The organism is uncultured Gordonia sp. (genome assembly GCF_937858515.1).
Classification (GTDB): domain Bacteria; phylum Actinomycetota; class Actinomycetes; order Mycobacteriales; family Mycobacteriaceae; genus Gordonia.
Window position 1 is genome coordinate 1 of sequence record NZ_CALLZT010000111.1, and the last position, 12,988, is coordinate 12,988.

Annotated in this window: 14 protein-coding genes and 1 pseudogene; 12 read left to right on the forward strand and 3 right to left on the reverse strand. The window is 65.8% G+C overall.

The window, feature by feature from the left end; all coding sequences use genetic code 11:
- The first annotated feature begins 194 nt into the window (after positions 1-194).
- Both Q0627_RS10305 and Q0627_RS10310 read left to right on the forward strand, forming a co-directional pair.
- Complete coding sequence (locus tag Q0627_RS10305) at positions 195-1,085, forward strand: 3-hydroxybutyryl-CoA dehydrogenase (protein ID WP_291015906.1); 891 nt, start codon at positions 195-197, stop codon at positions 1,083-1,085.
- A 170-nt stretch (positions 1,086-1,255) separates the two neighbouring features.
- Entirely contained in the window at positions 1,256-1,924 is a 669-nt protein-coding gene (locus Q0627_RS10310; RefSeq protein WP_291015908.1) for a heparin-binding hemagglutinin, read from the forward strand.
- A 65-nt stretch (positions 1,925-1,989) separates the two neighbouring features.
- On the opposite strand, the gene Q0627_RS10315 is transcribed toward Q0627_RS10310, so the two are convergent.
- Together Q0627_RS10315 and Q0627_RS10320 are read right to left on the reverse strand one after the other, a co-directional pair.
- On the reverse strand, positions 1,990-2,853 hold the full coding sequence (locus Q0627_RS10315; protein WP_291015910.1) for a PPK2 family polyphosphate kinase: 864 nt from the start codon (positions 2,851-2,853) through the stop codon (positions 1,990-1,992).
- Positions 2,854-2,936: 83 nt separating this feature from the next.
- Positions 2,937-3,716, reverse strand: coding sequence for a TetR/AcrR family transcriptional regulator (locus Q0627_RS10320; protein ID WP_291015912.1), 780 nt, complete (start codon positions 3,714-3,716; stop codon positions 2,937-2,939).
- A 37-nt stretch (positions 3,717-3,753) separates the two neighbouring features.
- On the opposite strand from Q0627_RS10320, the gene Q0627_RS10325 reads away from it, so the two are divergent.
- From Q0627_RS10325 to Q0627_RS10355, 7 genes and pseudogenes are all read left to right on the forward strand, one after another.
- On the forward strand, positions 3,754-5,088 hold the full coding sequence (locus Q0627_RS10325; protein ID WP_298809504.1) for a DUF445 domain-containing protein: 1,335 nt from the start codon (positions 3,754-3,756) through the stop codon (positions 5,086-5,088).
- Positions 5,089-5,196: 108 nt separating this feature from the next.
- Positions 5,197-5,730 carry a helix-turn-helix domain-containing protein gene (locus Q0627_RS10330; protein ID WP_291015914.1) on the forward strand — a complete coding sequence of 178 codons (534 nt, stop codon included), beginning with the start codon at positions 5,197-5,199 and terminating at the stop codon, positions 5,728-5,730.
- Positions 5,727-6,623, forward strand: coding sequence for a heparin-binding hemagglutinin (locus Q0627_RS10335; RefSeq protein WP_298809508.1), 897 nt, complete (start codon positions 5,727-5,729; stop codon positions 6,621-6,623). The genes Q0627_RS10330 and Q0627_RS10335 overlap by 4 nt, the downstream gene beginning before the upstream one ends.
- Before the next feature lie 39 nt (positions 6,624-6,662).
- Positions 6,663-6,974, forward strand: a complete 312-nt coding sequence (locus Q0627_RS10340; RefSeq protein WP_291015916.1) for a DUF2516 family protein — start codon at positions 6,663-6,665, stop codon at positions 6,972-6,974.
- 28 nt (positions 6,975-7,002) lie between these two features.
- Positions 7,003-7,870 (forward strand): annotated as a pseudogene (locus Q0627_RS10345) (MerR family transcriptional regulator).
- A 24-nt stretch (positions 7,871-7,894) separates the two neighbouring features.
- On the forward strand, positions 7,895-8,977 hold the full coding sequence (locus Q0627_RS10350) for an alpha/beta fold hydrolase (protein ID WP_298809513.1): 1,083 nt from the start codon (positions 7,895-7,897) through the stop codon (positions 8,975-8,977).
- Between the two features lie 60 nt (positions 8,978-9,037).
- Entirely contained in the window at positions 9,038-9,907 is an 870-nt protein-coding gene (locus tag Q0627_RS10355) for an SDR family oxidoreductase (protein WP_291015920.1), read from the forward strand.
- A gap of 11 nt (positions 9,908-9,918) precedes the next feature.
- Here the strand turns inward: Q0627_RS10355 and Q0627_RS10360 are convergent, their stop codons facing one another.
- Positions 9,919-10,986 (reverse strand): UDP-N-acetylmuramate dehydrogenase, encoded by a 1,068-nt coding sequence (locus Q0627_RS10360; RefSeq protein ID WP_291015922.1) that lies wholly within the window; start codon positions 10,984-10,986, stop codon positions 9,919-9,921.
- Between the two features lie 76 nt (positions 10,987-11,062).
- Between Q0627_RS10360 and Q0627_RS10365 the strand changes: the two genes are divergently transcribed.
- From Q0627_RS10365 to Q0627_RS10375, 3 genes are read left to right on the forward strand one after another with little or no spacing between them, the layout of a single operon-like run.
- Entirely contained in the window at positions 11,063-11,566 is a 504-nt protein-coding gene (locus Q0627_RS10365; RefSeq protein WP_291015923.1) for a DUF2505 domain-containing protein, read from the forward strand.
- Between the two features lie 20 nt (positions 11,567-11,586).
- The gene (locus Q0627_RS10370) at positions 11,587-12,096 is read left to right on the forward strand and encodes a DUF2505 domain-containing protein (protein ID WP_291015924.1); all 510 of its coding nucleotides are present in this window, start codon (positions 11,587-11,589) and stop codon (positions 12,094-12,096) included.
- Between the two features lie 23 nt (positions 12,097-12,119).
- Positions 12,120-12,887, forward strand: coding sequence for a class I SAM-dependent methyltransferase (locus tag Q0627_RS10375; protein ID WP_291015939.1), 768 nt, complete (start codon positions 12,120-12,122; stop codon positions 12,885-12,887).
- Positions 12,888-12,988: the final 101 nt, after the last annotated feature.

A 12,988-nucleotide genomic window follows, 5' to 3' on the forward strand; every position in this document is an offset into this window, starting at 1 on the left:
ACTGCCGACGTCGCGTCGAGGTCGAATGCCTACCGATCGCGACGTGACGCCCAGCTGACACGCCGGGGTGGGCGGGACTTCCCCGCCTGCCCCGGCGCTGTCATATCCGCGCCCCGGCGCTTGTCATATACGGGTGCGGGTGACCGTGACCTGTCTGTCCCGCCTGTACCGATTGCCTTCAGCGAGGAGCCGCCGTGACGCCCCAGGCGATCTGCAGGGTCGGCGTGGTCGGCGCGGGTCAGATGGGTGCCGGCATCGCCGAGGTCTGCGTCCGGGCGGGCACCGACGTGCTGGTCTACGACAGGACCCCCGAACTCGCCGCCGACGGCCGGGCCCGTGTGCTGCGCTCCCTCGATCGCGGTGTGTCCGGCGGCAATATCACCGCACGCGAACGCGACCAGGCGTCGTGGCGGCTGACGTTCACCTCCGACCTGACGACGTTCGCCGACAGGCAATTGGTCATCGAGGCCGTCGTCGAGGACGAGAGCGTCAAGACCGGCCTGTTCGCCGAACTTGATGCGATCGTGACCGATCCCGATGCGGTGCTCGCGTCGAGTTCGTCATCGATCCCGATCCTCAAGCTGGGCATGGTAACTGCCGACCCCGGCCGGGTGATCGGCATGCACTTCTTTCATCCGGTCGCGGTGCTGCCGCTGGTCGAGTTGGTGGGCACACTGTTGACGACGGCCGAGACATCCACGCGCGCAGAGGCTTTCGCACACGACGTCCTCGGCAAGCAGGTGGTGCATTCGGACGACAGGTCCGGGTACATCGTCAACGCGTTGCTCGTGCCGTATCTGCTGTCGGCAATTCGTATGGCGGAGAGCGGATTTGCTTCTGTCGACGACATCGACAAGGGGATGACTCTCGGCTGCGCGCATCCGATGGGGCCGCTGAAGGTGGCCGATCTGGTGGGCCTGGACACCGTCAAGGCGATCGCCGACAAGATGTACGAGGAGTTCCGCGAACCCCTGTACGCGCCGCCGCCACTGTTGCTGCGCATGGTCGACGCGGGTCATCTGGGCAAGAAATCGGGCCGCGGATTCCACACCTATGGCGCAGCCCCCTCCAGTGCCGCTCGGTGAGGTCAGCCACAATGCTAGCTAGGCGCTTGCATTTGCTAGCAATGCGCGCTTACCGTGGAGAGGTCAGAAAAACACCCACCGCCCAACCCCGCCACTTCGGTAGGCGCACGAGGACCGCATCCGGGCCCGTGAGTTGAAGGGTAAAGGGTACAGGACCTAAGGAGTTCGACATGACCACTCTCGCCACCCCCCTCTACGCAGTCGTCGGCGCCGGCGATCTGGCCCTCACCCAGCTCAACGAGGCCGTCGCCTCGCTGCGTGAGCGCACCGAAGCCGCCACCGAAGACGCCCAGGCCCGCTTCGAAAAGGCCAAGGTTCGCTTCAACGAGCTGCCCGAAGAGGTTCCGGCCAGCCTCGAAGAGCTCAAGGGCAAGTTCACCGCCGATGAGGTCAAGGAGCAGGTCGACGCCTACGTCGCCCTGGCCACCACCTTCTACAACGGCCTGGCCGAGCGCGGCGAAGAGGCTCTCGACCGTCTGCGCACCCAGCCGCTGGTCGCCGAGAACATCGAGCGCGCCGAGAAGGTCTACAACGACGCCGTCGAGCTGACCGAGGACGCCCTGGGCGTCGTCTCGACCCAGACCCGCGCCGTCGGTGAGCGTGCTGCCAAGCTGGCCGGCACCGTCAGCGGCAAGACCGTCGACGCCGCCGCAGCCGTCGAAGAGGCCGCCGAAGGTGTTGCCGAGAAGCTCGAAGAGGCCGCTGTGGCCATCGAGGACGCCGGCGCCAAGGTCAAGGCCGACGCCGAAGAGGCTGCTGCCGACGTCGCCACCAAGGCTCCGGCCCGCAAGGCTCCCGCCAAGAAGGCTCCGGCCAAGCGCGCCCCGGCCGCCAAGTAATTTCGCGTAGCAACAGACACCCCCGTGGTCTTTGAGACCACGGGGGTGTCTGTAGTCAGTGTGGTTCAGTCGAGGGCGGCGACGCGGGCGCGCTCGGTCTCGATGTCGAAATCGGCTTTGGGCCAGTCCAGTTCGAGGTTTTCCAGGGTCTCGATCAGGAGTTCGCAGATCGAGAGCCGGGCGAACCACTTCTTGTTGGCGGGAATCAGGTGCCAGGGTGCCGAGTCTTTGTCCGTCTTGTCGAAGATCGCCTGGTACGCCTCGAGGTAGTCGTCCCAGAACCCGCGCTCGTCGATGTCGCCCGGATTGTATTTCCAGTACTTGTCGGGGCGTTCGAGCCGTTCGGCCAGCCGCGCCTTCTGCTCGTCCTTGGACACGACGAGCGCGCATTTGATCACGGTGGTGCCCGCGGCGACGAGTTCGGATTCGAACGCGTTGATCAGTTCGTAGCGCCCCGACCATTCCGACTCGGGCACCAGATTGTGCACGCGCACCGGGAGCACGTCCTCGTAGTGGGAGCGGTCGAAGATGCCGATCCGGCCCGCGGGCGGCAGCGCCTTGCGGATACGCCACAGGAAGTCGTGTTCGAGTTCTTCCTTGGTGGGTTTGCCGAAACCCCTGATTGTCAGCCCCTGTGGGTCGACGAGACCGCCCACGTGCCGGACGATGCCGCCCTTGCCCGCGGTGTCCATGCCCTGTAGCACCAGCAGCACCGAACGGTTGTCGCCCGCCCGTCCGTTGGCGTACAGCAGTTCCTGCAGGTCGGCCATGACCTGGCCGCGTTCGGCGAGCAGGCTTTCGCCGAACTCCTTGTCGCCGTCGAAACCGGGTGTCGACTCGGCGTCGAACTCGGCTATCGGTCCGGTCGCGCCGACCCGGAGCGCCTCGGTGGCGGTTGCGTTCCATCCTGGCTTGCGGTGTCGTGACATGTGCATCCCTTCAGACGCGTGCGAACTGATACTGCCAACAGGTTCTACTCGCGGAGTCCGGCCGCCGGTGGAGGAAATTCAGATCACGGGGGTGTAATCCGCGGCGGGGCCGCCAGGAACTCCTCACGTGATCCGTTGACGGCGACGATGCCCACGATCGAACTCCACACGAACATCGTCAGATAGTCGATCACCTCGCCGACCGAATCGCCGCCCTCGGCCATCCACCAGTCGACCGAACGGGTGATCGACCCGACCAGCGCGTGCGCCCACACCCCGACGCCCGAGATGTCGGCGCCGCGTTCGGTGAGCCGCATCGTGATCAGGACGGTGATCAGCTCGATGACCAATTTCTCCGAGTCGGCGCTGATCATGGCGTCGCCGGACTGCGAGGTCAGGGCGAATCGGTACAGATTGGGTTCGTCGGCCACGGAGGTGACATACACCTCGATCACGGTCCGGGTCAGCGAGTACTCGTCCGCATCGTCGGTGATGGCTGAGGTCAGGCGCGGCAGGATGGTCGACTCGAAGATCCGCGCGGCCATCGCCAGGCGCAGGTCGTTCTTGTCGGTGAAGTAGCGGTACAGCACCGTCTTGGACACCCCGATATGGGTCGCGATGTCGTCCATGCCGACGTCGGCGCCGAGCTCGTGCACCGCGCCGATCGCCCCGTCGATCAGATCGGTGCGCCGGGTGAGCCGATGCTGCTCCCAGCGCAGTTTGCGGCCGTCGGTCTTGCCGTCCTGATCGCCGCGGGCGGCCGTGATGTTGGCCAGCAACACCTGTTCGATGCTGCGCGTCATCGCGCCGGCCGCGGAAACTGCTGCACGGGCCGCGGCTGCGGGACTGGGACGGGTGGCCACGTGGCAAGCGTAGTGGCTGGTGCGCAAGACTGGTCCAATGCGGCAGATACAGGACGTAAGCCCTGCACCCACGAAGCCCCCGGCCCCGCCGTCGACAGCGTTCGCGCTGGGCGACAGTGCCGCCGACGAGCAACGTCGCCGGGATCTGACGAAGATGAAGGTCATCGCCACCGGATGCCTGGTCGTCGCGGCGATCATCTACCTGTTCACCAGGTATCTCGAGCATCGCGACGGCCACGACGTCGCGGCCTGGGTGGGGTATGTGCGCGCCGCGTCGGAGGCCGGGATGGTGGGTGCGCTCGCCGACTGGTTCGCCGTGACCGCGCTGTTCCGGCATCCGCTGGGGCTGCCGATCCCGCACACGGCGCTGATTCGTAAGAAGAAGGACGACATCGGCGATCAGCTTGGCGGGTTCATCGAGGACAACTTCATGACACCTGCGGTCATCGAGCATCGGGCATACACCCTGGAACTGCCGCGCAGACTGTCGACGTGGGTGGCCGACCCTGCCAACTCCACGCGGATCTCCGACGAGGTGGCGCGGGGCTTTTCCCTCGCGTCGGAGATGCTGCGCGACGAGGACATCGAAGGGCTGATCACCTATGCCATCAAATGGGCAGGTGAGCCGCAGTGGGCGCAGCCGCTGGGCCGGGTGCTCGAACAGCTGATCGCCGAGGACCGGCTCGAACCGGTGTTCCAGCTCGCCTGCGACAAGGCGCACGACTGGGCGCTCGGCAGCCAGGGACTGATCGACCGGATCATCGACGAGGACGTGGGTCCGTCGTGGAAGCCGAAGTTCGTCAACTCGTTGCTCGGCGACCGGATCTATCGGGAGCTCGTCGACTTCACGTACAAGGTGCGGGCCGACCCCGGACATCCGGTGCGTCGTTCGATACACACCTTCGTCCGCGACTTCGCCGACGATCTGCAGCACGACCCGGAGATGATCGCCCGGTTCGAGGCCATCAAGAACGAGCTGCTCGGCCGCGACGAGGTGGGCAACGCCGCGTCGACCGCCTGGAAGACCGGCAAGGCGGTGATCGAGCAGATGCTCGACGATCCGAACAGCACGCTGCGAAACTCATTGTCGGAGGCCGTTGTTCAGCTCGGTGTGCGGATTCGCGACGACCGGCCGCTACAGGAGAAGATGAACGGCTGGGTGGCGCGTTCGGGCAAACACATCGCCGAGAACTATTCGCGCGAGATCGTTTCGGTGATCACCGAGACAGTCCGCGGCTGGGATGCGGACGAGACCAGCAAGAAGATCGAACTCCAAGTGGGCCGGGATCTGCAGTTCATCCGGATCAATGGAACAGTCGTCGGTTCGCTGGCCGGGCTGGCCATCTATACGGTGTCGGTGCTGATCTTCTGACAGCATGTGATCGGATTGGCGGATGTGTACCCGGGTTGAACCAGATCACCACTGCTTGCATTTGTTAGCACTCGTGCAGATACTGGACCCTGCGATGAGAAAGCGAGTGTGACGGTGACAACGGACGGCGAGTCGGCCACCGGCGACGAGTCAGCAAACCACGGCGACGGAACCGGTGTCGCCGATGGCGGCCCTGTCGACGCCGTCGCGCACGCCGCCCAGGACGCGGTCACCCACGCCGCGCAGGACATCGGCACCTTCATCCGTTCACAGCGGGTCGCCGCCCAGGTGTCGCTGCGGCAACTGGCCGAACGGGCCGGGGTGTCCAATCCGTACCTCAGTCAGATCGAACGCGGCCTGCGCAAACCGTCGGCCGACGTGCTCGCACAGATCGCCAAGGGCCTGCGCCTGTCGGCCGAGGTGCTGTACGTTCGCGCGGGAATCCTGGAAGAGCGCCCGGCCAGCCCGGTGCGCGACGCACTGATCGCCGACGACGCGATCAGTGAACGACAGAAGCAGATGCTGCTGGAGATCTACGAATCCTTCCGCAAGGAGAACGCCGAAACGGCCCAGTCGGGGTTGCTGCAGGAGTTCGCATCGCGACAGGAAGATCCAGACCGACGAGGAAGAGACAACACATGACCGACAATCGACTGACCGCCGCATTCGGTCAGGTGGCCGACATCGTCGAACAGCTCCGCGATCGGGGCGAGGTCGTCAGCGGGCAGGTCGCCGGCAGGCTGTCGTCCGGGGTCGAGGACGCCAAGGAGAGCGCGCAGACCCGGCTCGAAGCGGCGCAGGCCGCCTTCGATGACGCGGTGGCGCAGGCCCTGGCCCGGTTCGACAAGGCCAAGGACAAGCTGTCGGTGGAACTGCCGGAGGAGTTCGAGGAACTGCTCGCCAAGTTCTCGCCCGAGGAACTGCGCAAAGTCGCCGAGGCGTACCTCGGTGTGGCCGCCGCGATCCTCAAGGCCCTGCAGGAGCGGGCCGCGACCCTGGGGCTGCCGGTGGCCGGTAAGTCCGGCGGGGCCGGCACCGACGGGGAGACCGACGAGCCTGCGCCGCTCGCGGTTGCGGCTCCCGTGGAGCCTGTTGCCGAGAAGAGCATTGTCGAGAAGCCGGTTGTCGAGAAGGACGTTGTCGAGGAGCCTGTAGCCGAGGAGCCTGCGGCTGAGAAGACGGCGCCGGCCAAGACCGCGGCCGCGAAGAAGGCCGCGCCCGTCAGGAGCGCCCCGGCCAAGAAGGCTGCTCCGGCCCGCACCGCCGCGGCCAAGAAGGCGGCTCCCGCCAAGAAGGCCGCTCCGGTCAAGAAGGCCGCCCCGGCGAAGGCCGCCCCGGCGAAGGCCGCTGCGACCACGACGGCGGTAGCCCAGAACGCGGCAGCCCAGAAGGCAACAGCCCAGAAGGCGGCCCCCGGCAAGAAGGTGCCGGCGAAGAAGACACCCGCCAAGAAGGCCGCCGCGACCCAGACATCGGCCGCGAAGGCCACCGGAACGGCTCGCAAAGCAGCGCCGGCGAAGCGGACGGCCAAGTAGCCGGCACGTCGGGTCACCAGGGGTCACTACAGTGGACCCGTGACTATCGCATCGTTTCTGGACTACGGCCGTAATCTCGTCCTGCTGCTGATCACCGTTGCCGCCGGTATCGCATCCGCCGTCGCGCTGGCGCACGCAGCGGTCCAGCGTCCCGACGCGTTTACCGCCGTCGACCGCCAGAGCAAGGTGTTCTGGGTGTCGATCCTGGCCGCGGCAACTCTGTTCATCTGGCTGTTCGGCGCCATCGGGATGCTCGGCATCATCGGTGTTGTCGCTATGCTCGTCTACCTTGTCGATGTGCGGCCGCGCGTCGACGCGATCCAGGGCAAGTCCTGGTTCAGCAAGAAGTAGCGTGCAAGCTCGCGATGGGCGAGCTCATATGAGGCGAAGAGAGGTCTGCGCGGTGGCGAACGAGTACCGGATCACCGATCTGGCGAAGGCGGCCGATGTCAGCGTCCGCAATATTCGCGTGTACCAGGATCGTGGTCTGCTGCCGCCGCCGAAGATTCTCGGACGCACCGGTTGGTACTCCGAAGAACACCTCGTCCGGCTGAAACTGATATCCGGGATGCTCGACCGCGGCTACACGTTCGCCACGATCAGTGAGCTGCTGCACGCCGCCCATCATGGGATGAAAGTGGAACAGGTGCTGCGGGGCACGCCGAAATCGGGCCGTTTCCGCAACTTCAAACGTGCCGCCACCATCACGATCACCGAATTGCGCAACAGTCTCGGCGCCAGCGACCGGACCATCGCGCTCAGCCAGAAGCTCGGCCTGCTCACCAAGGACGGCGCACATTACGCCATCCGCAACCCCGAGGTCCTCGAAGGCGCCGAGGTGTCTGGTCACGAGCGGCATCGAGATCGACGTCCTGCTCGACCGCTGGGTGCGGGTGCAGGACGACCTCGCCGACGTCGCGAAGAGTTTCGTCTCCATCATCACCGACAAGTATTTCAATGAGAATCTGCCCAATCTCGGGGACAAGGCCATCAAAGAGATGGCTGAATTGATCCAGACGGTCCGGCCGATGGCGCACGATATCGTCGAGACCACCTTCCGCAAGGCGCTCGACGAACAGATCTCCAAGGCGATCGGTGAGGCGTCGACGTACTTCAACGCGTCGCAATCGGCCACCCGGGACGCCGCCGAGCAGGCTGTCGAGGGGCAGGCCGTCGAGGGGCAGGCCGTCGACGATGGCCCCACCGACGATAAGCCGGAGCCGGATACCGGGAGCGCGGCGGAATAGGCCGCATCGGATGAGGAGCATGAAGTGACACGTAAATCGGTGATCGGTTACGGGGGCGCCGCGCTCCTCGGCGGTGCTGCGGCGGGTGTCGGCGCGGGCGTCGGGTTGCTGTTCGGGGCCATCACCTGGGAGGCGATCCGCGGTGCACGGCCCCTTGACGACGGGCCCGACGACCAGCTGGCATCACCGGCCGAACGCGTGGCCGGGATCGTACTCACCGCCGATGGCACCCGCCTCAACGTCGTCACCTATGGGCCGTCCGCGCGGGAGCAGGCCGATCGGGACGTGATCGTGTTCGTGCACGGATGGACGTGCACCACCGAGTACTGGAATCCGCAGCTGAACCACCTGCTCGCCGGCAGTTCCGGCGATCGCACCGTGGTGGCCTACGACCAGCGTGGGCACGGCCGCAGTGAACTCGGTACGCGCAAGCTGTCGGTCGACATCCTCGGACAGGATCTCGACGCGGTGCTCTCCCAGGTGGTGCCACCGGGACGTAAGGCCGTTCTCGTCGGGCACAGCATGGGCGGGATGACGATCATGTCGTGGGCGCAGCAGTTCCCCGACCGGGTCGCGCAGATCGCGTCGTCGGTGGTTCTGGTGTCCACCGCGGCGGCCGACGTGGTGCAGAACATCGACGTGCTGCCACAGGTCTTTCCGCGCTACACCACACCGTTCCGGCCGCTGGTGACCAAGATGATCACCTCGACGCCGATCCCGTTGCCGCGCACCGCAGTCGGGCACCGTGTGGCTCATTACGCGACCCTCGGGCCCGACGCTCGGGTGGCACACGTCAACTTCGTCGACGACCTGGTGTGCAACTGCAGCGCCCGTGCCCGCGCAGGCTGGGGTTCGGCGATGGGCAAGCTGAACGTCACCAGCGGCCTGCGGAATCTGACGGTCCCGGTGACCGTCGTCGTCGGCAGCGCAGACCGTCTCACGCCGCCCGCACACGCGGACTTCATGGCGGAGATGTTGCGCCACAACGGAACCCTGCGTGACTACGTCACCTATGACGGTGTCGGCCACATGCTGAGCATCGAGGCCGAGGACGATTTCAACATCCTCCTGGACAAGGTCCTGGCCGAGATTTCGCCTATTTCGTGACGGTCGTTGTAGGTCGTTTCGCCTATTTCGTGACGGCCGTCGTAAGTCTATCGTGACAGGATGAGCGTTGCGGGAAAGACCGTACTGATCACCGGTGGCGGTAACGGGGTGGGTGCCGAGACCGCGCGTCAACTGCGTGCCAGGGGTGCGAACCTCGTGCTCACCGACGTCGATCGCAGCGCGCTCGACGGCGTCGTCGGTGAACTGGGCGCCGGGCACGCGCTCGGCATCGTCGCCGATGTGACCGATCTGGCGGAGATGGAGTCGGCGGTGGCCGCCGCCACCGAACGTTTCGGCGGTGTGGACGTCGTCGTAGCGAACGCCGGAATCGCCTCGTACGGAAGTGTTCTCAATGTGGACCCGGCAGCCTTCTACCGGGTGATCGACATCAACATCAAAGGTGTGTTCAACACCGTCAGGGCCGCTCTGCCGTCGATCATCGAGCGCCGGGGTTATGTTCTCGTCGTCTCTTCGCTCGCGGCATTCGCCACCGGGGCGGGTATGGCCCCCTACAGCGCGTCGAAAGCGGCGGTGGAGAACTTCGCCAACACCCTGCGGCTGGAGGTGACCCATCTCGGCGTGGCCGTCGGCAGCGCCCACATGAGCTGGATCGACACCCCGCTGGTCCGTGATGCCAAATCCGACCTGCCGTCATTCGGCAAGATGATCAGCAGACTGCCCCCGCCACTGAGTAAGACGACCTCCGTCGACAAGTGCGGGAAGGCGTTCGTCAAGGGGATCGAGAAACGCAAACGACGCGTGTACTGCCCGGGGTGGGTGGGTGTGTTGCGGGTGATCAAGCCGCTGCTGTCCACCGCGGTCGCGGAGGCCTCGGTCGGCAAGGACGCCGCGACACTCATCCCGGAGAGTGACGCGGAGATCGCGGCGCTCGGGCGGTCGGTATCCGCCCGCTACGTCAACGACGAGTGATCGGACACGCGTTAGATTTCGCAGCCGACGAGGACCGGTTCGGGATGTAGGTCGACGCCGAAGGCGTCGCGGACTCCGGAGCGGACCTCGCGGGCCAATGTGAGTAGGTCTTCGGTGGTTGCTGGTCCCCGATTGGTCAGGGCGAGTGTGTGTTTCGTGGACAGGCGGGCGGGAGCATGTTCGCCCGGGTGGCCCTTGGCGAAACCGGCTCGTTCGATCAGCCAGCCGGCGGAGAGTTTCACCGCGCCATCGGGGGCCGGGTACTGCGGGATCGTCACGTCCTTGCCCAGGCGGGTCCTGATCCGGTCCAGGATCTCCGGCGCGCGGGCGGCGTCGACGATGGGGTTGGTGAAAAACGAACCGGCACTCCAGGTGTCGTGATCGTCGGGGTTCAGGACCATGCCCTTGCCGCCGCGTAGCGACAGGACGGCGGTGCGGACGTCGGCAGCGTCGGCGTCCTGTCCGGCGTCGACGCCGAGAGCGGTGAACAGTTCCCGGTAACGAAGCGGCCTGCTCCGGCGGTCGGGGGTCAGCCAGAACGACACCGCCACAACAACTTTGTCGGCGCGATACTTGAGAATGCTGCTGCGGTAACCGAGTTCGAGATCATCCGGGGTCAGGGTGCCGGCGGTGCGGGTGGCACGGTCATAGACGTCGACCGACCGCAGAATGTCGGCGATCTCCACCCCGTAGGCGCCTACATTCTGTACCGGGGTGGCGCCGGTGGAACCGGGAATCCCGGACAGGCATTCGAGGCCGCCGAAGCCGTTGTCGATGGTCGCGGCGACCAGCGTGTCCCATTCCAGACCGGCATCCGCGCTCACGTACGGCTTACCGTCCTCATCGGCGGCGAAGGTGTATCCCGAACTCTCGATGACCACCGCGGTGCCGGGGAAACCGTCGTCGCCGATCACCAGGTTGGAACCGCCGCCGACGATCAGCACCGGGGTGCCGGCGTCGTCGAGCGCAGCGAGGGTCGCGATGAGTGAGGTGGTATCGGCGCAGCGCACCACATCGCGTGCGGGGCCGCCGAGGCGCAGCGTGGTCAGCCCGGACAAGAGCAGCGAGGAATCGGTCACGAAGTCAGCCTAATGACCGGCGGCCAGTGTCATGAACTTCGCCGACTTCGTCGGCTGGAGCGGTACCGTTACGGCCATGGCCACCAGGTTCGAGCATTCCGTCGACTACCCGTTCTCCACCGCCAGACTGTGGGAACTGTTCTCCGTCGAGAACTACTGGATCGATCTGCTCAAGGAGATCAACGGCGACTACGGTGTGCTGGAGGAATTCACCCGCGCCGGCGACACCGTCACCGTCGCGATGACCCAGAGCATCCCGGAAGCCAAACTGCCGTCGATCATCACCACCGTCCGCCGGGGCGATCTGAAGATTCCGCGCCGCTTCACCCTCAAATACGCGGGCGGCAACATCAGCGGCGACACCAAGGCGAGCGTGTCCGGGGTGTCGGCCGGCATCACGGGGAGCCAGATCAGTTCCGGTGACAAGGCGTCGACGCTGTACCGCGGAGAGATCAAGGTGTCGATACCGTTCGTCGGCGGCAAGATCGAGAGAATCGTCAAGAATGAGCTGGTGGACCTGTTCAACAGCGAACGCGACGAGACCATCAGCTGGGAAAGCCGAAACAGAAGCCAGGGGTAGGCCACTGTAGCCTGAATCGCATGGCAAGACGGCTCAGCTACTCCGCGCGCTACCCGTACCCCGCGGAACAGGTCTATCGGGCGCAGACCACACCGCGGTACTGGTACGAGATGATGGCGGGTTTCGAGATGTTCTCGCCCAAATGTGAGGTGGTCGACTTCACCTCCGACGATTCGGGCCTCAAGGTGGTCCTGCAGCAGACCATCGGCCGCGACCAACTGCCGCCGATCGCACAGACCGTCCTCAAGAAGGACATGGTGATCACCCGCGAGGAATCGTTGGGGATCTTCGATCCGGGTATGACCAAGGGCGATTACACCGCGTCGATCCCGGCGGGACCGGGCAGCCTCAAAGGCTGGCAGGAACTGTTCCCCACCGATACCGGCTGCACCCTGCGCAAGACCAGCGAGGTCAAGGTCTTCGTGCCGTTCGTCGCCGGCAAGCTCGAACAGCTGATGCTGGTCAACCTCGTCGACCTGTTCCGCGCGGAGGCCGCCTACGCCAAGGACTGGATCGTCAAGAACTTGTGAGCGCTGCCCGGGCATCGGGGCGCATCACCCGCGGCACCACCAACATCAACCGGTTGCGCCGCGTCGATCGTTGGATGGCGCATGAGCCGGCTGTCGTTGCCGCGCTGACCGGTCATGCGCGTCCGCTGGTCATCGACCTCGGTTATGGGGCCCGTCCGGATACGGCCGTGGAGATGGCCGGCCGGTTGCGTGTCGTCGCGCCCGATCTGGAGATGGTGGGGTTGGAGATCGACCGCGATCGGATCGTCGAACCCCGTGACGGGGTGCGGTTCGCGCTCGGCGGTTTCGAACTCGCCGGGCTGCGGCCAACGCTCGTGCGGGCGTTCAATGTGCTGCGGCAGTACGACGAGGGCGAGGTCGAGGCCGCGTGGGGGCAGATGCGGTCGGCGCTGGCACCGGGCGGGCTGATCGTCGAGGGTACGTGCGATGAGATCGGGCGGCGCTGCTGCTGGGTGCTGCTCGACGCCGACGGGCCGCGGTCGCTCACCTTCAGTTGGTCGCCCGCACATACCGGATATCCGTCGGAGCTGGCCGAACGGCTGCCCAAGGTGCTTATCCATCACAATGTGCCGGGCGAACCTGTCCACGAGTTGCTGGCCGCCGCCGATCGGTGTTGGGACATGGCCGCCGGCTTCGCCCCGTTCGGGCCGCGGGTCCGGTGGCGGCAGGCGCTGGCGTTGCTGCGGGAGTCGGGGGTTCCGGTGCGGGTGAGTCGGCGGCCGACTCGGGACAATGTGCTGACGGTTCCGTGGGGTGCGGTCAGGAGCCTCGGGTCACCGGACCCTTCGTGACCCTCGCTCCTTCGTCGCTTCGGCCTCAGGGATCAAGGAGATTTGGTCGCTCCTTCGTCGCTTCGGCCTCAGGGATCAAGGAGATTTGGTCGCTCCTTCGT

What these genes read in the sequence shown, in the direction of transcription:
- Q0627_RS10310 (WP_291015908.1), top strand. Translation starts at nt 1,256, where the DNA reads ATGACCACTCTCGCCACCCCCCTCTACGCAGTCGTCGGCGCCGGCGAT.
- Q0627_RS10315 (WP_291015910.1), bottom strand. Translation starts at nt 2,853, where the DNA reads ATGTCACGACACCGCAAGCCAGGATGGAACGCAACCGCCACCGAGGCG.
- Q0627_RS10325 (WP_298809504.1), top strand. Translation starts at nt 3,754, where the DNA reads ATGCGGCAGATACAGGACGTAAGCCCTGCACCCACGAAGCCCCCGGCC.
- Q0627_RS10335 (WP_298809508.1), top strand. Translation starts at nt 5,727, where the DNA reads ATGACCGACAATCGACTGACCGCCGCATTCGGTCAGGTGGCCGACATC.
- Q0627_RS10355 (WP_291015920.1), top strand. Translation starts at nt 9,038, where the DNA reads ATGAGCGTTGCGGGAAAGACCGTACTGATCACCGGTGGCGGTAACGGG.
- Q0627_RS10365 (WP_291015923.1), top strand. Translation starts at nt 11,063, where the DNA reads ATGGCCACCAGGTTCGAGCATTCCGTCGACTACCCGTTCTCCACCGCC.
- Q0627_RS10370 (WP_291015924.1), top strand. Translation starts at nt 11,587, where the DNA reads ATGGCAAGACGGCTCAGCTACTCCGCGCGCTACCCGTACCCCGCGGAA.